Genomic DNA, 19,750 nt, shown 5'->3' with positions numbered 1-19,750 from the left:
TCGTCGGCGCGCTGGCCGGCCCGGCCGGCGCGGTGCCGGTGGCGTGGCCCGCGCAGCGCTTCGACGCGCCGCGCGGCGCGCATGCGGCCGACGCGTTGCAGGTGCTCGCGCGCGTCACCGGCGTGGCGATCGAGGCCGGCGCGGCCGCGTCGTGCCGCTTCGATCCGCCCGGCGCGCTGCCGCCGCAGCGCTTCGTCGAAGCCGTCGCCGCCGCCTGCGGTCTTGCGTGGTACTACGACGGCGCGGTGCTGCAACTGACGCCGCCCGCCGCGTTCCGGCGCGTGGCCGTGCGGCTCAACTACGCGACGCCCGCCGAGCTGCGCGCGGCGCTCGCGCGGCAGAAGATCGTCGATCCGCGCTGGCCGCCCGGGATCGATGACGCGACGCGCATCGCGCGGATCGCGGGCCCGTCCCGCTATGTGGAGCTCGTGCTGGCCGCGGCGCGCGCGCTGGACCAGGCCGCGCAGGCGAGGGTGCGGACCGCGACGCGCGCGGTGCGGCTGCGCGCGCGCGACGCGGCTGATCGCACCGTGCGCGGCGCGACGGGCGAGACCGTGCTGCCGGGTCTCGCCTCTCAGTTGCGGCGCAGACTGGAGCAGGACGGCGCGCGTCCGCGAGCGCTGCCGGACCTCGTTGAATTCACCACCGCGCTGCCGATCATCGATGCGGATGCGCGCTCGAACACCGTGCTGATCCGCGACGTGCCGTCCCGGCTCGACGCCGATGCACGGCTGTTGGCCCGGCTCGACACCATGCCGACCGCGTTGCGCCTGGACGTGTTCGGCGCGTCGATGCAGTCGGGGGCATTCGCTGCGCTCGGCCTGCGCGCTGGTTCGGATACCGCCGCGCCGCGCGTGACGGTGGAGCCGGCTGGGTGCGCGGCGCTGCGCGCGCGGTTGGCGCGGCTGGCCGCGCACGGCGAGGCGAGGGTCGACGTCGAGCGCTCCACGCTGACCGTGCCCGACGGCAGCGCCGACTTCGAGCAGCAGCAGCGCAGTTACGTCGCGACCGATGGGCGCGCGTTGAATGCGCGGCGCGCCGGCTTCGCGATGCGCATCACGCCGCGCGAGGCCGCCGAGCCGAATCAGCTCGCACTCGACATGCGGATGGTCGAACGCTGGGTGGGGCAGGCGGACGGCGATGCGCGCGACACCTCGCTCGCCGCGACGCTCGCGCCGGGCGCGTGCGCGGTGCTGACGCTGCCGGGCACGCGCGATGCGAGCCGGGTGGTGCTGGTTTCGCCGGGCGTCGTTACGCCGGGCGTCGTCACGCCGGGCGTCGCTACGCCGGGCGTCGTGACAGCGGCTGCGGCAGGAGGCGCCGCCACGCCGGGCGCCGCCACGCTGCCGGTCACCACGCTGCCTGTCGCCGTGGCCGTCGCTCGCGCCGCTGCGCCCGCGTCATCCCTGCGCGCGCCCCTCAAGCCCGTTCCCACGCCCACCCGCGTGGCCTCGCGCGGCGACCTCGGCTTCCTGAACCAGACCCGCCTGATCGCTAATTGATGTAAATCGCATTCATGATTTAAATGCGATCGGTGTCCGAATTAGCTCACGGATAAAAACCCGCCGATTTGAATGTTCGAGGCGAATTGATCAATATCGAAGCGAGCCTGTTTATCGAGTTTTTTTCGAATTTTAGTGTGATACGGGAAATCAGGATTGTCACGCCGATTCGATTCATCTCGAAACAATCGATTGCATCATTTCATTTAACTCAATGCGGTTGTAGCTCGCGCGCAGCGCGTCCTTGTGCGTGATCCGCCCGCGCGCGACATGCGCGGCGAGATCCTCGTTGAGCGCGCGCGACATGTTGTCCTCGCGCCGGCGCAGGAATTCGTTGACGAGATGGAGCTTGGCCGGATCCGCGATCAGCTTGGCGACCTGGTTGTTGTTGTTGAACAGCAGTTCGCTCGCGAGCACCAGGCTCTCGCCGTCCGCGCTCGGCACGAGGCCCTGGCAGACGATGCCGATCAGCGATTCCGCGAGCGCGACCGCGTGCCGGTCGCGCTGCTCGGACGGGAAGAACGACAGCAGCTTGTTGAGCGCGCTGACCGCGCTGCCCGTGTGCATGGTGGCGAGCACGAGGTGGCCCGACTCGCCCGCCTGCAGCAGCGTGTCCGCCGTCTCGGCGTCGCGCACCTCGCCCACCATCACCACGTCCGGCTTCTGGCGCAGCGCCTCGCGCAGGCCCAGCGGGAAATTCGGGGTATCGGTCGGCACTTCGCGCTGCGAGATGATCGACTGGCGGCGCTCCAGATAGTATTCGATCGGCTCCTCGATGGTGACGATGTGGGTGTTGCGGGTGGCGTTCACATGCTCCAGCAGCGACGCGATCGTGGTCGTCTTGCCCGAGCCGGTGGGCCCGGTGACGAGGATGATGCCCTTGGTGTTGTCGAGCATCGAGCGCACGTAGCCGGGCAGGCCCAGCTCGTCGAGCGGCAGCGGCGTGAGCGGCAGGCGGCGCATGGAGATCACGATCTTGCGGCCGCCGCCCGCCCGGTACACGTGGCAGCGCAGCCGGCAGCGGGTCAGCACGAACGGGCGGTCGAGCGTGCCGCGGGCGAGCGCGGCTTCCCAGTGCTCGTCGATCGCGTCGAGGAGCGGGCGCATCTCGTCGAACAGCACCGGTTCGTCGCTGGTCTCGATCCAGCCGCGCGGCGTCTTGATCGTGACCGGACGGTCCTGTTCGATATGGATGTCGGTGAACATCTGCTTGAGGTCGATCAGGCCGAGCACTTCACCCGCGAGATCGCGAAGCGGTGCGGCAGCGGCAGGCTGGTTCATCTTTATTTCGATCGGATTGAGCGGCGCATTGCGCGCGCGGCGGGTGAAAAAATTGAATGGTCTACTGAATTTTGCACGCCAACTAGCTTTTGTCAAACTGTTCGGGGTATATTTGCCGCGCCATAATGATTTAAATAAAACGAATTCACACGCGCGCCCATTATGTAAGGCATCGGTAATCCCCGGACCGGGATACCGGACATGGCTGGCGCGGCGCCCCGGGGGCCCGAAATCCGAACGGTCGGACATTGTCCGGCGTCGGCGGGCGGCGCAAGGGTGTGGTCTAGTCACGAGGGAATCATGATGCAGGGCGCCACGGCCGCCGCGGCCGCGTATTTCGCGGCCGCGCTCTTCGCAACCCATTGCGCGGCAAGCAGCTTGCCGCTCAAGGGGGATCCGTCCGGCGCGGGGGCGCCGGATCATTTCGACCACGCACCGCTGACGGCGGACGCCGCCGCGGCGACGCCGTGGCCGGTCGCGACCACGGCCGCGCCGGCCGCGTCGCCCGTCGCAGCCGCGCCGGCCGCGCCCAGCGCGCCGCTGCCCGCCTGGGACGTGCGCGCCTCCGACGGCACCATCCGCGGCGTGCTGACGCGCTGGTCGCGCAGCGCCGGATGGCAGCTCGTCTGGGATGCGCCCGTCGACTTCAGCATCGATGCGCAGGCCACGCTGCACGGCTCGTTCGAAGACGTGCTGCAGGCGCTCGTCGCGAGCCTCGGCCGGACCTCCACGCCGATCCAGGCGATTCTCTATCGTGGCAATCATGTGTTGCGCGTCGTCGCGCAAGGAGCGGGCTGATGCGCCTTCTGTTCGGAATTTCCCTGCTGGGCGCGGCGTTGCTGGCCGGCTGCACCGGCCTTCGCCAGCATATCGACCAGGACGTGCAGCGCGCGGACGATGAATCGACGGCGCTGATGCGGCGCGCGGCCGATGGCGACAGCCGCGTGCATGCGCTGCCGCCCGTGGTCGTCGACGACGGGCTGTGGGTGTCGGCGGGCACGGTCAAGCTGCGCAACGACACGACGCTGCCGCCCTTGTTCGACGAACCCGCCTCGTTCGATCGCGCGGTGTCCTCACTGTCCGAGTTCGCCGCGCAGATCACGCGGCTCACGCAGATCCGCACCCAGGTCGCGGCGAGCGCGATGCAGGCCGCCGCCCGTTCGCAGGGCGGCGGCGCGGACGCGGGCGCGGCGGGGCCGCCCACGCTGCTGAACGCATCGGGCGAGCGCTCGGTGCCGCCGCTGCCGCCGGGCATGCCCGCGGGCGGCGGCGCGCGACCGGCCGGCGGCGACGGCGGCGGCGGCGCGACCGCGTTCGCGCCGGTGCGCGTGCTGTATTCGGGCGGCACGCTGCGCGGCCTGCTCGATGCGGCCTGCGCGCGCTTCGGCGTGTACTGGAAGTACGACGACGGCGTGATCCGCTTCTTCTATACCGACACCCGCACGTTCCAGGTCAACGCGATTCCCGGCGATTCGTCGCTGAACGCGTCGGTCGTGAGCGGGGCGACGAGCGACAGCGGGTCGAGCGGCGGCAGCGGCGGCTCGGGTTCGGGCGGCAGCGGCGGCGCGGTCAGCACGCCGGGCCTGACCGCGAACAACACCGCGAACACGGCGGTCGCGTCGCAGCTGTCGGTGTTCAACGGCTTGCAGAGCGCGATCCAGTCGATGCTGTCGCGCTACGGCAGCTCGGTCGCGTCGCCCGCGACCGGCTCGATCTCGGTGACCGACACGCCCGACGTGCTCGAACGCGTCGCCTCCTTCATGAACCAGCAGAACCTCGCGCTGTCGCGCCAGGTGCTGCTCAACGTGACCGTGCTCAGCGTGACGCTGTCGGCCGAGGATGCCTACGGCATCGACTGGTCGGTGGTCTACAAGACCTTGTCGGCGAGCTTCGGCATCACCAATACGTTCTCGAGCGGCGTGACGGCCGCGCACACCGCGATGTCCGCGGCCGTGCTGAGCCCGACGAGCCGTTTCAACGGCACCAAGCTGCTGATCACGGCGCTGTCGCAGCAGGGCAAGGTGCGGCGCAAGACCTCGGCGTCGGTGACCACGCTGAACAACCAGCCGGTGCCGGTGCAGGTCGCGACCCAGACCGGCTATCTCGCGCAGATCTCGACCACCAATACCGCGAACGTCGGTTCGTCGACCGCGCTCACGCCGGGCACCGTGACGACGGGCTTCAACATGACGCTGCTGCCGCACGTGCTCGACGACGGCACGGTGATGCTGCAGTTCTCGACCAACATCTCGTCGCTGCTGCGCCTGAAGGATGTGTCGAGCAGCGACGCGAGCAACGCGATGAAGATCCAGACGCCGGAAGTCGACACGCGCAACTTCCTGCAGCGCGTCTCGATGAAGTCGGGCGAGACGCTCGTGATCAGCGGCTATGAAGGCACCAACGACAACCTGAACCGCCAGGGCGTCGGCACGCCGGAGATGATCGCGCTGGGCGGCGGCTACGATGCGCAGCGCAGCCGCGAGGCGATCGTGATCCTGATCACGCCGGTGACGCAGCGAGGCGGCGCGTGACGGAGGAGGCAGGCCGCGCCCAGGTGGTGCAGATCGGCCGCCAGCGCTTCGTCGGCGGGCTGTTCTGGCAGTCGCTGTCGCGCCGCAACGAGTGGCGCGCCGAGGCGGCCGAGCTTGCGCGCAAGCTGAAGTTCGACCTGATGGTGCTGCGGATCGACCGCGGCGTCGCGGCGGCCGGCTACGCGCACACGCGCGACGGCTTCGCGGCGGGGCACCTGTCGCTGGGCGCGATGGTGTCGCGCGCGATCGCGATCGAGGGCGCGTTCTACAACGGCCGGCGCCAGCCCGCGCCGAACTGGCTCGGCGCATTCGCGCTGCCGGACGGACGCTGGGCCTACTTCGCGGTGCGCGACCACGCGTTCGTGCCGAACGGCGACTGGATCGGCAGCCGCGAGGAAGCGCTGGAGCGGCTGCATACCGATTACGCGTGGGGCGGCTGGAACGTCGTGATCGGCGAGCCGGAGCTCGAACGGCAGGGCTTCCAGAATTTCCAGCCGAAGCGGATCGAGGATCTGCTGCCGCGCCGCGGCGGCCGGCCGCGCACCGAACGCTGGTGGGCGCTGCGGCCGATCGAGCGGCGGCTGTCGCCGCGCACCGCGCTGATCGCCGCCGTGCTCGCGTGCGCGACGGTGGGCGGCGTGCTGGGCTACCTGCACTATCGCGCCCAGCGCGAGGCGCGCGAACAGGAGGCGGCGCTCGAACGCACGCGCGCCGAACTGGCCGCGCGCCAGGCGAGCGGCGTGCAGCTCGCGCATCCGTGGGCCAATCAGCCCGACGTGCGCGCGTTCGCGCGCGCGTGCGCCGCGCGCTTCGGCCGGCTCTCGCCCGGCGGCTGGCAGCTCGACCACTACGAATGCACGACGGACACGGTCCGTTACGCGTGGACGCGCAACGGCTCGAACGTGCGCTACCTGCTCGCGGCGGAACCCGGGGCGGTCATCGACACCGACGGCGAGCATGCGACGCTCGAGATGCCGCTCGCGCTGACGGCCACGGGCGAGACGCCGCTCGACGAAGATTCGTCTGCGAGGACGCAACTTCTGTCGCGGCTACAAATGCTCGACGCCGTCGCTAAACTCGATTTGCTGCCGGGGGAAACGGTGACGCTGGGGCCGCTCGACGCGCCCTCGGCGACGCTGCGCGGATGGCGCGCCTACCGCCTCAACGCGAGCCTCGGCGGGCTCGCGCCGGCCGATTTCATGCAGGCGGTCGCGGTGCCGGGGCTGCGCGTGCGGCGCATCGCGTATCAGAACAATCAGTGGACTGTCGAAGGGGTGCTCTATGCGAAATAGCGGTCAGATCCGGTGGCTCGGCGCAGGGTGCGCGATGCTCATGGCGAGCGCCGCGTGCGCCGCGCCGGCCGACGACGGCGACACCGCCGCGCGGCTCACGCAGCTGCAGAGCGAGACGGTGTTGTTGCAGGCGCAACTGAAGAAGCTCGAAACCGAGCAGCAGGTGACCGAGCGGGCCGCGCAGCTGGCGCGCGCGCGCGGCATCGGGCAGGGCGCGCAGCTCGCGGTGACCGCGATCGAGGGCGTCGGCGCGCGCCGCTTCGCGACGCTGCGCATCAACGGCGGCGCGGAATTCGAGGTGCAGCGCGGCGACCAACTGCCGGGCGGCGGCCGCGTGACGGCGATCGAGCCGGGCGCCGTGGTGGTGTCGAACGGCGGCCGCACCTACCGGCTGTCGACCGCCTCGGCGGGGGCGGCGGGCGTCGGCGCGCCGCTGCCGCGCGATGCGTCGCTCGCGCCGCCGCTGCCCGCCCTGTCGGCGAGCGGATCATGAACGAGGCCCCGTCATTGTCGGGCGGCGCGCGCGGGCGTGAGCCGCGCGCCGTCAGCGAGGCCGGCGATTTCGCCGCGAGCGTCGAGGAGCGCAAGTTCGTCTGCCTGATCGACGACGGTCGCCTGCTGATCGCCGAAGGCCACGAGAAGAACCCGTTCGTGCTGTCGTACCGCGCGCGGCTCGACCGCATGGGGCGGCCGTACCGGCCCACGCCCGTGACGATGCTGCAGGTGCGCGACGCGTACCGGCAGAGCACGACGGGCGGCGAGCGGCTCGATCACACGGTGATGCAGGTGCTGGCGAAGGAGCTGATCGCCCGGGCATGCCGCGAGCGGGCTTCCGACATCCACCTGCGCGTGCGGCGTTTCAGCACGGAAGTGTTCTTCCGGATCCACAACGAGCTGACGCGGGTCAACGAGCACACGCGCGAGCATGGCGAGCGGCTGCTCGCGACGCTGTATGGCGCGATGACGACCGTGTCGGACAACAGCTACCGGCCCAGCGAGCGTCAGGACGCGAGCATCGGCGACCGCGACAAGCTGCCGGACGACCTGTACGGCGTGCGGATCGCGACCACGCCGACGAGCGACGGCAACCTGATGGTGCTGCGGCTGCTGTACAACGACGCGGGCGACGCGACCGATCTGGCCGCGCTCGGCTTCGCGCCGGAGCACATCGCTGCGTTCGATGCGCTGCGCACGCAGCCGCATGGGATGAACATCATCAGCGGGCCGACCGGGTCGGGGAAATCGACCACCTTGCAGCGGATGCTGGCCGCGCAGATCGACGAATCGCACGGCAGCCTGCATGTGATCACGGTCGAGGATCCGATCGAGTATCCGATCAGCGGCGCGGTGCAGACGCCCGTCGCCAATGCGCAGAGCGAGGAGGCGCGCGCGACCGCGTTCGCCGCCGCGATCACCAATGCGATGCGGCTCGATCCGGACACGATCATGATCGGCGAGATCCGCGATCGCGCGTCGGGCCAGACCGCGCTGCGCGCCTCGATGACGGGGCACCAGGTCTGGACGACGGTGCATGCGAACAGCGCGCTCGCGATCGCGGACCGCCTGATCGATCTCGGCTTGCCGGCGCGCATGGTCACCGATCACACGGTGGTGTCCGGGTTGATCAGCCAGCGTCTCGTGAAGCTGCTGTGCCCGCATTGCAAGGTGCGGCTCGGCGAGCGGCCCGACGCGCTGGAGCCGGGGCTGCTCGGGCGGGTGCGGCAGGCGCTCGACGGCCGCCTGCAGGAGGTGTGCGTCGCGGGCGACGGCTGCGACGCGTGTCGCGGGCTCGGCACGATCGGCCGCACGGTGGTGGCGGAGGTCGTGCTGCCGGATGCGCGGCTGTTCGAGTACCTGCGCGAGGGCGACAAGGTCGGCGCGCACGAGTACTGGACCGGCACGCTGGGCGGCGTGACGCTGGCCGAGCATGCCTTGCGCAAGATCGCGGCGGGGCTCGTCGATCCACGCGGCGTCGAACGCGTGATCGGCGCGCTCGCGCCGGTGACGAACGAGGCGCGCCAGCAGCTGGCGCTGGTCGGGTTCAGCTATGGCACTTGAGCTGAACCGGCGCTGGGCGCGGGTGTGCCTGAACGCCGACGAGCGGCTGCGGATCTACCGGAAGATCGCGAAGATGCTCGGCAACGGGCTGCCGCTTTTGAAGGTGCTGGAAGAACTGGAGTGGCGCGCGTCGCATGAGGGGCGCAAGCCGAACGAGCCGATCGCGATCGTGCTGTCCGAGTGGCGGCTCGCGGTGCAGAACGGCCGGATGCTGTCCGAGGCGATGGAGACCTGGGTGCCCGCGACCGAGCAGATGATCGTCTCGGCGGGGGAGCAGGCGGGGCGGCTCGAGGCCGCGCTCGAATCGGTGACCGACATCGTGCTGTCCGCGCGGCGCATCCGCGGCGCGATCACGAGCGGCGTCGCATATCCGGTCGGGCTGCTGGTGATGGTGCTCGGGTATCTGTATCTTTTCGGGACGCGCGTGATTCCGAAGTTCGCGACGATCGCGGATCCGACCCACTGGCATGGGGCCGCGCGCTCGCTGTATGTGATGTCGGGGTTCGTGCAGGACTGGATGCTGCTGGTCGTGGCGCTGATGATCGCGGCCGGCGTGGGGCTCGCGATGTCGCTGCCGCGCTGGCGCGGGTCGCTGCGGCTGTACGCGGATCGCGTGCCGCCGTATTCGATCTACCGGCTGGTGGCGGGCAGCGGTTTTTTGATCGCGTTCGCGGCGTTGCAGGGCGCGGGCGTGACGGTCGAGCGCGCGCTGCTGAAGATCGGCGCGATCTCGGGGCCGTGGCTGCGGGAACGGATCGACGACACCCTGCTCGGCGTGAAGTCGGGGCTCAACGCCGGGGAAGCGTTGCGGCATACCGGCTATGAGTTTCCGTCGCGGGAGATCGTCGAGGATCTGTGCATCTACGCGGAGTACGGCGGCTTCGACGCGGCGCTCAAGACGCTCGCCGACGAGTGGCTGGAAGAGGGCGTCACGCGGATCGCGGCGCAGATGCGCGTGCTCAACGGCGCGGCGATCGTCGTGCTGGCGCTCGTGATCGGCTGGCTCGTGATGGGCTTTTTCGGAATACAGCAGGAAATTGCTTCGATGACACGCGCGATGCATTGATGACAGCGCGCATTTTTGGAAACCAGGAGAACCAACGTGAAAGAACTCGCCGCACCCGCCGCCTTTCGGCATGAGCCGGCTTTTTGCCGCCGTCACCACAAGCAGCGTGGCGCGTCGCTGCTGGAAAGCATCGCGTATCTCGGCGTGGCCGCGATCGTGATCGTCGGCGCGATCGCGCTGCTGGGGTCGGCGTTTTCGAGTGCGAATACGAACAAGTTGACGCAGGAGCTGAATGCGATCCAGACGGGGACGCGGAAGCTTTATATGGGGCAGATGAATGACTATGGGAAGGTGCCGATGAACGCGAATTTGATCGCGGCAAAGGTGTTTCCGGGAACGTTGACGCCGGCTGCGCAAAACGTGGTTTCGAACACATGGGGAGGGACCGTCACCGTAACCGGAGTGGGACAGACTTTCACGGTGGTCTATACGAAAGTGCCACGGGACGTGTGCATCAATACGCTGACTGCAGGTGGAAACTGGCAGTCTGCATCGATTGGTACAAAAGCATTGCCTTATCCAGTTTCACCCGATGATGCGACAGCGAACTGTACCGATAACGCGACTGTTACCTGGACGTCGAACTAACACGGCAGTACTGCTCAAACAGCCGCACCCATGTACGCCCTCGCCATCGTCCTGATCCTCGCCGCGCTCGGCGGCGTCTACACGACGCTGCACGGCGACGATTCCACATCGTTGCCGCCGCAGCAAGTCGCGCAGGCGCTCGCCGAGAATCTCGCCGTGTACCGACAGGCGACGCTCGACTATGCGCGCCAGCATCCCGGCACGAACCGTGCGGTCAGCAATGCCCAGCTTGCACCGCAGTTTCCCGCCTGGTACCGGAACGTGAACCCGCTCTGGCGCAACTACATCGCGAACGGCACGGTGGTCACCTACGCGGCGACGCGCCCGCCCGTCAACATCGTCGGCGAGATCGAAACGCTCGCGCAGGGCTCGCTGCTCGCGGGGCAGGCGTACCAGGGCACGGTCGTGCACTCGGGATTCGCGAATGGAACTCCGTCGGCGAAAAGCATATGGTTTCCGGCCGGCGTGAGGATCGCAGACGGCCTGCCGGTCTGGATGGGACAAGCATACTGATGCGATATGGAACGATGCGTCGCCGCGCGCGCGGCTTCACACTGATCGAGGTGCTGGGCGCGCTCGCGGTGGCGGCGATCATGCTGATCGGCATTGCCACGATGATGGACACGTCGATCGACGACGTACGCGCGCAGCAGGCCGCGAAGTACCAGGAACAGGTGACGGGTGCGGCGACCCGCGCGCTCAAGCGCGATTACGAAGCCTGGATGCAGCAGGCCAACGCGAAGCTGCCCGTGGTTATGAGTCTCGCCTCGCTGCAGGCGAGTGGTGATCTGCCACCGGGATTGCAGCCGTTGAATCCGTACGGCCAGTCGACCTGCGTGCTGATCAGGAAAGCCGCGAATGGTCCGGGACTCGATGCGCTCGTCGTGACCAACGGCGGCGAAGCCATCCGGGACGTCGATTTGGGACCGATCGCGGCCGGCTCCGGCGCGGGCGGCGGCTCAGTCGCGGCGTCCAATCCCGCCGAGGCGCGCGGCGCCTACGGCAACTGGATCGTCAATCTCGGCACGTTCATGGGCGCCGGCGTGGTGCAAAACTGCGGCCGGCCCGGTGCGGGCCACTTGGCGAACGAGATTTTTTTCAATGGGCCGGGGCAACTGGTCAACAACGATTACCTGTATCGCGGCAAGATCGCCGGTCATCCGGAAGTGAACCAGATGACCACGCCGATCTGGCTGTCGGTCACGGCCAAACTTGGTCAACCCGACCAGGAAAATTGCGGCACGACGGGCGGCTTCACGAACGGCAAGATCGCAGCGGACGCGGACGGCACCGTGGTCAGCTGCCGCGCGGGTTACTGGCGAAGTGTAGGCGGCTACTGGAAGGATCCCGTGGCGGACGCGAGCCAATTGCCGAACGACGCGACCAATAGGGTTGGCGACGTACGCCTGACTCTCGATACCTACCGCGCCTATTCCTGGACCGGCCAGGGATGGCAGGCGCTCGCGATCGACCAGGACGGCAACCTGATCGTGCCCGGCATCATCGCAGCGAACATGCTGGAGATCACCGGCAAGGTCGTGGTGAACACCTCGTGCTCGCCGGACCCTGCCCGGAAGAACGCCGGTCAGGTGTCGATGGGCGCGGACGGCCAGCTGCTCACCTGCCAGGACGGCAAATGGCTGCCGCAGTCGGGCATCAAGATCGGCAGCACCGACAAAAGCTGCTCGATCCTCATGGTCACCTATGGCGCGAGCGACTTCTCCTGCCCGGATGTCTTCACCGGCCCCTATACGTCTCCCTACGTATCGCATTCCGAAGACGGCACCTACACCTACGTCATCGAACGCCCGGTGACACTCAACAACAACGGCCTGATCTCCGTGAGCGCGTATATGCACATGGCCTACGCGCTCTGCAACAAGACGGGCCGGCAGGGGCAGATGCGCCTCATCGTCCAGATCGTCGACAAGCGCAACAACGCGGTCATCGCGAGCAACGAGGCGCAGTCGACGAAGCTGATCGATGATTCGTCGACGATCAACGTCACGCTGAACCAGGCGGCCGAGCCGGGGAACGGCTACAAGGTCGTGCTGTCGAGCAACTGGGCGACGTACGACCAGGACGCGACGCCGTGGCAATCCACCTACTGCAACAGCAAGAGGACGTTCCTGCAAACGCCGCTCGTCACCGGCTGGACCATCAATTCGTTCTATTGAACGGCGCTTCGCCGCGCGCGCCACCCCGCGCGCGCGGCTGCGGTCTACTGCGAGGGTTCCTATCACAGAGCGTCGGCCCGCCGGCCGCGCCCGCCCTCCGGACCGACCCATGAAGGCCAAGATTCCCGTTTTGCTGTCCCTGCTCGCCGCGCTCGCGAGCGCGCCCGCCGATGCCGCGCCGGTACGCTGGCGCAGCCCCGAGATCCAGTACGCGGCGGAAGGCAAGGACGTGAAGGACGTGCTGCGCGACTTCGCCGCGAGCCAGAACATCGCCGCGAACATCGCGCCCGACGTGAGCGGCGTCGTGAGCGGCAAGATGAAGATGCCGCCGCAGAAATTCCTCGAAACGCTCGCCTCCTCGTTCGGCTTCGTCTGGTACTTCGACGGCACGGTGCTGTACGTCACGCCCGCGAACAGCATGAAGAGCACGCTGCTCAAGCTCGACCATGCGACCACCGGCGACCTGCGCGACCTGCTCGAACAGATGAAGGTGGCCGACCCGCGCTATCCGATTGCCTACAGCCCGCAGCAGCGCACCGCGCTCGTCGCGGGGCCGCCGCGCTATGTCGAACTGGTGTCGAGCGTCGCCGCGCGGCTCGACGAGAACGCCGTCCGCACGGGCGGTGCGGTGATCCGCGTGTTTTCGCTGAAGCACGCATGGGCCGCCGATCGCGACGTGAGCGTCGACGGCAAGACCGTGTCGATGCCGGGCGTCGCCTCGCTGCTGAACCACATGTACCACCCCGAGAGCGGCAAGTCCGGCTCGCAGACCACGGTCGGCCGGCCGATCGGCCGCGCCGCGCCCATGACCGATCTCGGCGGCGGACAAAGCGGCGGGACGCCTTTGCCGCCGCTGCCGCCTTCCATGCAGGCGGGCGCGGGCTCGGGCGGCGACCCGCGCGCGTCCGGCGGCTTCGCGGCCATGCTCGCGGGCGTGGGCAACGCGCGTGCGCCGGCCGAGCTGCCGCCGGGCGCGCCGGCTGGTGACCCGGGCGGCGGCGCGGGGGCGCCGGCCAACACCGGCGGCCCGTCGGAACTGCCGGTGATCCAGGCGGACCCGCGCACCAACTCGATCCTCGTGCGCGACTTGCCGGAGCGGATGTCGCAGTATCCGGACCTGATCACGCTGCTCGACGTGAAGCCCCGCCTGATCGAGATCGAGGCGCACATCATCGAGATCGACGAGGGCGCGCTGCGCCAGCTCGGCATCGACTGGCGCGCGCACAACAGCCACCTCGACATCCAGACCGGCACCGGCACGACCGCGCAGAACAGCTACGCGAACGGCTCGCTGAATCCGACCTTCGGCTCGATCTCGCTGTCGGGCAGCGGCAGCGGGGGCGGCGCGAGCGTGGGGGCGACGCCGCTCGGCCTGTCGCTGACCGCCGTGCTCGGCGACGCCGGGCGCTACCTGCTGACCCGCATCAACGCGCTCGAATCGACCAATCAGGCGCGCACCGACGCGAGCCCGAAGGTGACGACGCTCGACAACATCGAGGCGGTGATGGACAACAAGACCCAGTTCTTCGTGCGGGTGGCGGGGTATACGTCGGCGGATCTGTACGGGATCTCGACGGGGGTATCGCTGCGCGTGCTGCCGATGGTGATCGAGGAAGGCGGGCGCACGCAGATCAAGCTCGACGTGCGGATCGTGGACGGCGAGCTGTCGTCGCGCACCGTCGACAACATTCCGGTGATCAATTCGAGCGAGATCAGCACGCAGGCCTTCATCGAGCAGGGGCAGGCGCTGCTGATCGCGGGCTACAAGGTCGATTCGCGTTCGAGCATGCTGGCCGGCGTGCCGCTGCTGTCGAAACTGCCGCTCATCGGCGCGCTGTTCCGCTCGACGGACAAGCAGGATAGCCACACCGAGCGGCTGTTTCTGGTGTCGCCGCGGGTGATCGAGCCGTGATTGAACGTGGTGATGACATCGTGCCCGCGCGCAACGGGCAGCGGTCCCGACGATCCGGAACGGCGATGCGCGCCGGTCGGGCGGACAAGCCGACGCAGAGAGGCGCGGCAAGGATGGAACATGCGGCGGCGCGCCGCCGCATGACGAAGCGCGGGCTTTCCGCGGCGTCCCGCCCGCCGCGGCGCGCGGCGGGCGGGACCTTCCTCCCGGCGCGGTGAGGCGCCGGGACGCGCTTACTGCGTCAAGGCCGTGGCGCGGAAGGCGATCGGGCCTTCGCCGCTGTAGGTCATGCTGCCGTGGAACGTCTTGCCGCCGTCGCCGGAGGTGATGTAAAGCTCCACGACCTGCTGGCCCGCGCGGCAGCCGAGCAGCCAGGTGCCGCCCGGCTGCCACGGCGCGGACGTGCCGCCCCACTGGTTCTGGACCGCGTAGTTGTTGCCGGTGGCCAGGGTTCCCTTGAAGCCGATCGGGCCTTCGCCGGCATAGGTCATGTTGCCGTTCAGCGTCTTGCCGTTGTCGGTCGACCCGATGCTCACCGCGACGGCGGCCTGGTCGCGTGCGCCGATCACCCAGACGCCGCCGTTATGCCATTGCGCGGCTGATCCGCCCCACTGGTTCTCGACCGCGTAGACGCCGCCGTCGGCCTGCTGGCTCTTGAAGCCGATGGGGCCTTCGCCGGCATAGGTCATGGAGCCCGCGAGCGTGACGCCCTTGTCGCCGGACTCGATGTTGAGCGCGACCACGTTCTGTTTGGTGCGGCCGCCGATGACCCACGTGCCGCCCGGATGCCAGGGCGCCGTGTTGCCTCCCCACTGGTTCTCGACCTGGTAGGTGTTGCTTTGCGTGAGCGTCGCGCGGAAGCCGATCTTGCCTTCGCCGGCATAGGTCATGGTGCCGGTGAACGTGCGTCCGCCGTCTCCGGACTTGATGTCGAGCGCCACGACGTTCTGGCCGGAGCGGCATCCGAGCACCCACATGCCGCCTTCGTTCCACGACGCCGATGCGCCGCCCCATTGGTTCTGCACGTGTTGAAGATTGTTGAAACCCTTGCTGGTATTGGCCATTTTTATTCTCCATGGATAGTGCGGCTAGCGTGGGAAGTCAGCCCACGTGCAAAGAACGATCCCGCGCACGGTTGCCGTTGTCGCGCGACACATGGCCTCCGGACGACGGCGGCCGGTGATCGCGGAATCGCTCGGACGATCGAGTCGCATTGCGTCGGCGGTTCGCGCCGATCAGGCGCTGGGTGCGAAGGGCCGCGCGACTCGCCCATGAAAACTAGAGTGCGATAGCAATCCTAACAACTACTAGAACATGTAGGCATGCGATCTATCTTGATGTGAGTCACATCCGCCGATGCGCATGGCGTGAAAGCGGTCCGTTCGAACCGGTTCCCCGATGGATGTAGAGGAAACCTCGACGATTGAACCGGTCCACAGCGCTGCGGTCATCCGATCTGTCGTGCGGATGGCAATGACGCGAGGCGCGTGCGGCCCCACGCGATTGTCGCGGCGAATGACAAACGGAACGGCCATCGTTGACCGGATCGGGCATTGGGTTATTCCGCTTGCTCAGCAATAAGAAACCCTTGAACCAATCAGTCGCATAAATCGATATTTGGTAATATGCCGTAACGAGCGAGATCGCAGGGAAATCCGTAATAAAAATGTAATTGTCCGTTTTTATTAGACCAGCCCGAATAGACGCCTATTCCCGATGAGACCTTGGTTTGCCACGCCAAATGCGCTGCGTTCAGCCCGCGCGCGGCATTTTTTCCTTATGCGGTGGATATTGGCGAAATTCTTCATGACACAGCGCTTGCGTCCGCTCGTCATCGCCGCGCTCGTGCTGTCGGCATGCCATGTTCCGCACCTGAACGCGGAGACGATCTATCAGCCGCGCGGCGATGCGAAGGCGCCGTGGACGCCCGCCTCGGGCGAATCGCTGCAAGCGCCTTTCTGGATCAGGCTCGACGCCGATGTCGCGGGCAGCCGGCACATCATTCCCGATTTCGTCGCGAACGGAATCTCCACCATGAAGCTCGCGTTCTCCTATCCGGACGATGCCCGGCGCGTTCGCGGGCTGGATGCGATCGGCTGCGGCGCGGACGCGGCGCGCCGCAGCAGCCCGGTGCCGTTGCGCGTGCGCGTGTATGCACTGGGCGCGCGCACGCCGACGTTGATCAGCGATACCCATGAAACGCAATCGATTTGCGAGGGTTGGAGCCGGCTCGACGTCGATGTCATTCTCGGCGAACTGAATGGGCTCGTCGATGGCCGGCATTACGCCATCGTGCTCGATACGCTCGTGCGCCACCCCGAATTCAAGGCCGAAGGGGTTGGCGTGTATTTCCTGTTGTCGCGTTCTCACCATTCCAAATAATCAAAAATAGGATTGCTGCATGACATATTCCATCACCATCCATATGTCCGCGCCCATGACCCGGGAGTCGAATGGCGCGGCATCGCCGACCGGACACATGTGGTATTCGATCGACGACGGCAGCGGCAAGGATCCCGCTTCGTTCGGCTTTGCTCCGAGCGACGATTACAACGGCCAGCCGTTCGCGCCGGGGAAGGTGTACCGCAACGACAACAGCACCTATCTCGACGAGAACGCGACGACGGGCGGCCCGAGCATCGTGACCAAGACCTACACGATCAGCGCGGACCAGTACGGCACGCTGCTCGCATACGGCAGCGAGCCGGGCAAGTTCGGTTTCGATGCGAACACCTACAACGGCCTGTCGAACAACTGCATCAACTTCACCTGGACCGCGCTGCAGGCCGCCGGCATGAATCCGACCGGCTACCAGGGCACGTCGCTGCCGATCCTGAATCCGAAGGACGTCGAGTACAACATGAGCGTCGTGAACTTCGCGAACCAGTTCATCGACGACCAGCAGACCCGCGTCGATTTCGAGAAAGTGCTGCTCGCGACCTACGGCACGAGCCAGGCCGCCTGGAACGTGCTCGATCGCAGCTTCAACCAGATGATGTCGGACCTGAGCAGGGAAGCCGTCGCCGCGCACATGACGCTGGGCGAGTACATCAAGTCGCAGTTCTCGGATCGGCTGAGCGCGGCCGAGAAGGTGCTGAAGCAGACAGGCATGAAGCTGGAGGATCTGGTGCGCGGCGCGACGCCGGACATGAGCGGGCTGATCTCCCGTTTACAGGAGATGTTCCATTCCGCGTTGCAGCCGATGGACCCGCTCGTGCTCGACCTGTCCGGCAACGGCGTGAAGACGATCGGGATCGGCGCGGGCGTGCACTTTGACTACAACGGCACGGGCTTCGCGCAGCAGACCGCCTGGGTGACGCCCGACGAGGGCATCCTCGTGTGGGACAAGAACGGCGACGGCCAGATCGTCGGCAATGAGTTGATCGGCAACGCCGGCACCAATACGGCCGCGGCGGCCGACGCCGGATTCACGGCGCTCGGGTCGCTCGATGCGAACGGCGACGGCGTGATCGACGCCAAGGACGCGGCCTACAACCAGCTGCGCGTGTGGGTCGATGCGAACAGCGACGGCAAGGTCGAGACGGGCGAACTGAAGACGCTCGCGGAACTGGGCATCACGTCGGTCTCGCTCGCCCATACCGGCGAGAACGTGAAGGATGCGAACGGCAACCTGCACCTCGCGATCGGTTCGTTCACGACCGCGGACGGCCGCACGCATACGATGGAGGACGTCTGGCTGAACGTCGACACCGCGCGCACCGTCAATCTCACGAACGTCCCCGTCAGCGCCGCGATCGCCGCGCTGCCCGACGTGCCGGGCTTCGGCAACGTGCACAGCCTGCGCGCCGCGATGGCGCTCGACGCGAGCGGCCAGCTGCAGTCGCTGGTCCAGGCGTTCCTGGGCACGAAGGACCCGGCGCAGCGCACGCAGATCCTGACCACGCTGCTGTACACCTGGGCCGGCGTCGCGCAGCACGATCCGGACGGTCGCGACAACAACATCTATCACCACGTGATCGACGCGCGCAAGATCGAGACGCTCGAAGCGTTCCTCGGCCAGCGTTACGCGGTCAACTACGGACAGGGCGCGGACCCGAACCCGCGTCACGCGGGCGCGGACCTGCTGTCGTCCGCGTTCGACCAGCTGTCCCAGGCCGTCGCGGCGCAGCTGCTCGCCCAGACCGAGCTGAAGGACCTGTATGCGCAGGTGCGGGTGTCGGTCGGCGCCAATGGCCTGCCGCAGGTCGATGTGTCGGCGCTGGTGGCGTCGCTGAAGCAGGCCTGTGCGCAGGACCCGGCGGGCTTCGCCACGCTGATCGGCGATCTCGGCAATGCGCTGAAGAACGACGACGCATGGGGCAGCGCGGTGCGCACGGCCCTGACGTCGCAGGGTGACTGGAACCAGCCGGGATTCCCGCGCGCGCTGGCGGGGCTGGGCGCGAACGTGATCGTCGCGGATGCGGCGCATCTGTCCGTGAGCGGCCGCAACGGTGTCGACAACCTGCTCGTCGGCATCGCCGGGGCCGCGCTGCAGGCGGGGTCCGGCGACGACACGCTGGTGGCGGGCGCGGGGGACGAGACCCTGGCGGCCGGCGCGGGGCGCAATACCTTCGTGCTGTCGGAGACGATCGGCAAGGTGACGCTGGTGGAAGCTTGGAAGACGGGCGGCCGCAACCAGGATACGGTGCGGATCGGCGCGGGGCTGTCGAGCGCGCAGACGCGGGTGCTGCGCGATACGTCGAATAATCTCGTGCTGGCGTTCGGCGGCGAGCGGCAACTGACGATCCGCGGCTATTTCTCGAGCGCGTCGAACCAGCCGACGATCGCGTTCGCGGACGGCGCGACCTGGGATTACACGTCGGTGACCGACCGGCTGGTGTTCACGGACCTCAGCGCAGGCAACCAGTACTTGAGCGGCTTGCAGGGCGTGAACAACCGGATCGTCGGCGCGACGGGCGACACCCTCAATGCCGGCAACCTGAACGACACGATCACGGCGGCCAGGAACAACACGCTGAACGCCGGCGCGGGTATCGATACGTTCATCGTCAGCAAGGGATTGGGGCTGGTGACGCTGAACGAGACGCCGAACAAGACGGGCGGCGCGAACCAGGATGTCGTGCAATTGGGCGCGGGCATCACGGCGGCGGGCACGCAGGTCACGCGCGACTTGCAGAACAACCTGATCCTGAGCTTCGGCGACGGCGACCAGCTGAAGATCACCGGCTACTTCAGCCAGGCAGCGAGCCGGCCGGCGATCGTGTTCGCCGACGGCACGAACTGGAACTACGCGACGGTCACGGATCAACTGGTGTTCACGGATACGAGCGCGGGCAACCAGTACCTGAACGGTTTGCAGGGCGTGAACAACCGGATCGTCGG

The 19,750-nt window shown here is 67.8% G+C and carries 15 protein-coding genes; 13 read left to right on the top strand and 2 right to left on the bottom strand.

Translation table 11 applies throughout. The features are described 5' to 3' along the window. The first annotated feature begins 11 nt into the window (after positions 1-11). Positions 12-1,502 carry a secretion protein gene (locus tag AC1RQF_RS09455; protein ID WP_492871874.1) on the top strand — a complete coding sequence of 497 codons (1,491 nt, stop codon included), beginning with the start codon at positions 12-14 and terminating at the stop codon, positions 1,500-1,502. Positions 1,503-1,676: 174 nt separating this feature from the next. Here the strand turns inward: AC1RQF_RS09455 and AC1RQF_RS09450 are convergent, their stop codons facing one another. Beyond that, positions 1,677-2,783, bottom strand: coding sequence for a type IV pilus twitching motility protein PilT (locus tag AC1RQF_RS09450; RefSeq protein WP_273996334.1), 1,107 nt, complete (start codon positions 2,781-2,783; stop codon positions 1,677-1,679). Positions 2,784-3,083: 300 nt separating this feature from the next. Between AC1RQF_RS09450 and AC1RQF_RS09445 the strand changes: the two genes are divergently transcribed. The 10 genes from AC1RQF_RS09445 to sctC all read left to right on the top strand — a co-directional run bounded on the left by AC1RQF_RS09445 (position 3,084) and on the right by sctC (position 14,407). Further along, positions 3,084-3,581, top strand: coding sequence for a toxin co-regulated pilus biosynthesis Q family protein (locus tag AC1RQF_RS09445; protein WP_273996333.1), 498 nt, complete (start codon positions 3,084-3,086; stop codon positions 3,579-3,581). Beyond that, the gene (gene pilN, locus AC1RQF_RS09440; protein ID WP_273996332.1) at positions 3,581-5,314 is read left to right on the top strand and encodes a PilN family type IVB pilus formation outer membrane protein; all 1,734 of its coding nucleotides are present in this window, start codon (positions 3,581-3,583) and stop codon (positions 5,312-5,314) included. Before AC1RQF_RS09445 ends, pilN begins: the two co-directional genes overlap by 1 nt. Beyond that, positions 5,311-6,606, top strand: coding sequence for a type 4b pilus protein PilO2 (gene pilO2 / locus AC1RQF_RS09435; protein WP_273996331.1), 1,296 nt, complete (start codon positions 5,311-5,313; stop codon positions 6,604-6,606). Before pilN ends, pilO2 begins: the two co-directional genes overlap by 4 nt. Beyond that, on the top strand, positions 6,596-7,099 hold the full coding sequence (pilP, locus tag AC1RQF_RS09430) for a type IV pilus biogenesis protein PilP (RefSeq protein WP_443111445.1): 504 nt from the start codon (positions 6,596-6,598) through the stop codon (positions 7,097-7,099). Before pilO2 ends, pilP begins: the two co-directional genes overlap by 11 nt. Continuing rightward, positions 7,096-8,664, top strand: a complete 1,569-nt coding sequence (locus AC1RQF_RS09425; protein ID WP_492871871.1) for a GspE/PulE family protein — start codon at positions 7,096-7,098, stop codon at positions 8,662-8,664. The genes pilP and AC1RQF_RS09425 overlap by 4 nt, the downstream gene beginning before the upstream one ends. Continuing rightward, on the top strand, positions 8,654-9,730 hold the full coding sequence (locus tag AC1RQF_RS09420; protein ID WP_492871870.1) for a type II secretion system F family protein: 1,077 nt from the start codon (positions 8,654-8,656) through the stop codon (positions 9,728-9,730). Before AC1RQF_RS09425 ends, AC1RQF_RS09420 begins: the two co-directional genes overlap by 11 nt. A gap of 36 nt (positions 9,731-9,766) precedes the next feature. Beyond that, positions 9,767-10,318 carry a type 4 pilus major pilin gene (locus tag AC1RQF_RS09415; protein WP_273996328.1) on the top strand — a complete coding sequence of 184 codons (552 nt, stop codon included), beginning with the start codon at positions 9,767-9,769 and terminating at the stop codon, positions 10,316-10,318. 30 nt (positions 10,319-10,348) lie between these two features. Continuing rightward, the gene (gene pilM, locus AC1RQF_RS09410; protein ID WP_492871869.1) at positions 10,349-10,831 is read left to right on the top strand and encodes a type IV pilus biogenesis protein PilM; all 483 of its coding nucleotides are present in this window, start codon (positions 10,349-10,351) and stop codon (positions 10,829-10,831) included. Then, on the top strand, positions 10,831-12,495 hold the full coding sequence (pilV, locus tag AC1RQF_RS09405) for a shufflon system plasmid conjugative transfer pilus tip adhesin PilV (protein ID WP_492871868.1): 1,665 nt from the start codon (positions 10,831-10,833) through the stop codon (positions 12,493-12,495). Before pilM ends, pilV begins: the two co-directional genes overlap by 1 nt. Before the next feature lie 109 nt (positions 12,496-12,604). Next, the gene (gene sctC, locus AC1RQF_RS09400; RefSeq protein ID WP_492871866.1) at positions 12,605-14,407 is read left to right on the top strand and encodes a type III secretion system outer membrane ring subunit SctC; all 1,803 of its coding nucleotides are present in this window, start codon (positions 12,605-12,607) and stop codon (positions 14,405-14,407) included. A gap of 233 nt (positions 14,408-14,640) precedes the next feature. Here sctC and AC1RQF_RS09395 read toward each other — a convergent pair whose 3' ends face one another. After that, positions 14,641-15,471, bottom strand: a complete 831-nt coding sequence (locus AC1RQF_RS09395) for a lectin OAA family protein (protein WP_492871865.1) — start codon at positions 15,469-15,471, stop codon at positions 14,641-14,643. Between the two features lie 652 nt (positions 15,472-16,123). Between AC1RQF_RS09395 and AC1RQF_RS09390 the strand changes: the two genes are divergently transcribed. Together AC1RQF_RS09390 and AC1RQF_RS09385 are read left to right on the top strand one after the other, a co-directional pair. Beyond that, positions 16,124-16,789, top strand: coding sequence for a hypothetical protein (locus AC1RQF_RS09390; RefSeq protein ID WP_492871864.1), 666 nt, complete (start codon positions 16,124-16,126; stop codon positions 16,787-16,789). A gap of 19 nt (positions 16,790-16,808) precedes the next feature. Continuing rightward, on the top strand, positions 16,809-19,750 hold a 2,942-nt coding region (locus AC1RQF_RS09385; protein WP_492871863.1), incomplete at its 3' end, for an SPM autocatalytic domain-containing protein.

The organism is Burkholderia sp. GW821-FHT14F03 (assembly GCF_058803765.1).
Note: the sequence above shows the minus strand (reverse complement) of the source record. Positions and strands in the feature narration are given on the sequence as shown.

What these genes read in the sequence shown, in the direction of transcription:
- AC1RQF_RS09450 (WP_273996334.1), bottom strand. Translation starts at nt 2,783, where the DNA reads ATGAACCAGCCTGCCGCTGCCGCACCGCTTCGCGATCTCGCGGGTGAA.
- AC1RQF_RS09445 (WP_273996333.1), top strand. Translation starts at nt 3,084, where the DNA reads ATGATGCAGGGCGCCACGGCCGCCGCGGCCGCGTATTTCGCGGCCGCG.
- pilN (WP_273996332.1), top strand. Translation starts at nt 3,581, where the DNA reads ATGCGCCTTCTGTTCGGAATTTCCCTGCTGGGCGCGGCGTTGCTGGCC.
- pilP (WP_443111445.1), top strand. Translation starts at nt 6,596, where the DNA reads ATGCGAAATAGCGGTCAGATCCGGTGGCTCGGCGCAGGGTGCGCGATG.
- AC1RQF_RS09425 (WP_492871871.1), top strand. Translation starts at nt 7,096, where the DNA reads ATGAACGAGGCCCCGTCATTGTCGGGCGGCGCGCGCGGGCGTGAGCCG.
- AC1RQF_RS09420 (WP_492871870.1), top strand. Translation starts at nt 8,654, where the DNA reads ATGGCACTTGAGCTGAACCGGCGCTGGGCGCGGGTGTGCCTGAACGCC.
- pilM (WP_492871869.1), top strand. Translation starts at nt 10,349, where the DNA reads ATGTACGCCCTCGCCATCGTCCTGATCCTCGCCGCGCTCGGCGGCGTC.
- pilV (WP_492871868.1), top strand. Translation starts at nt 10,831, where the DNA reads ATGCGATATGGAACGATGCGTCGCCGCGCGCGCGGCTTCACACTGATC.
- sctC (WP_492871866.1), top strand. Translation starts at nt 12,605, where the DNA reads ATGAAGGCCAAGATTCCCGTTTTGCTGTCCCTGCTCGCCGCGCTCGCG.
- AC1RQF_RS09395 (WP_492871865.1), bottom strand. Translation starts at nt 15,471, where the DNA reads ATGGCCAATACCAGCAAGGGTTTCAACAATCTTCAACACGTGCAGAAC.
- AC1RQF_RS09390 (WP_492871864.1), top strand. Translation starts at nt 16,124, where the DNA reads ATGAGACCTTGGTTTGCCACGCCAAATGCGCTGCGTTCAGCCCGCGCG.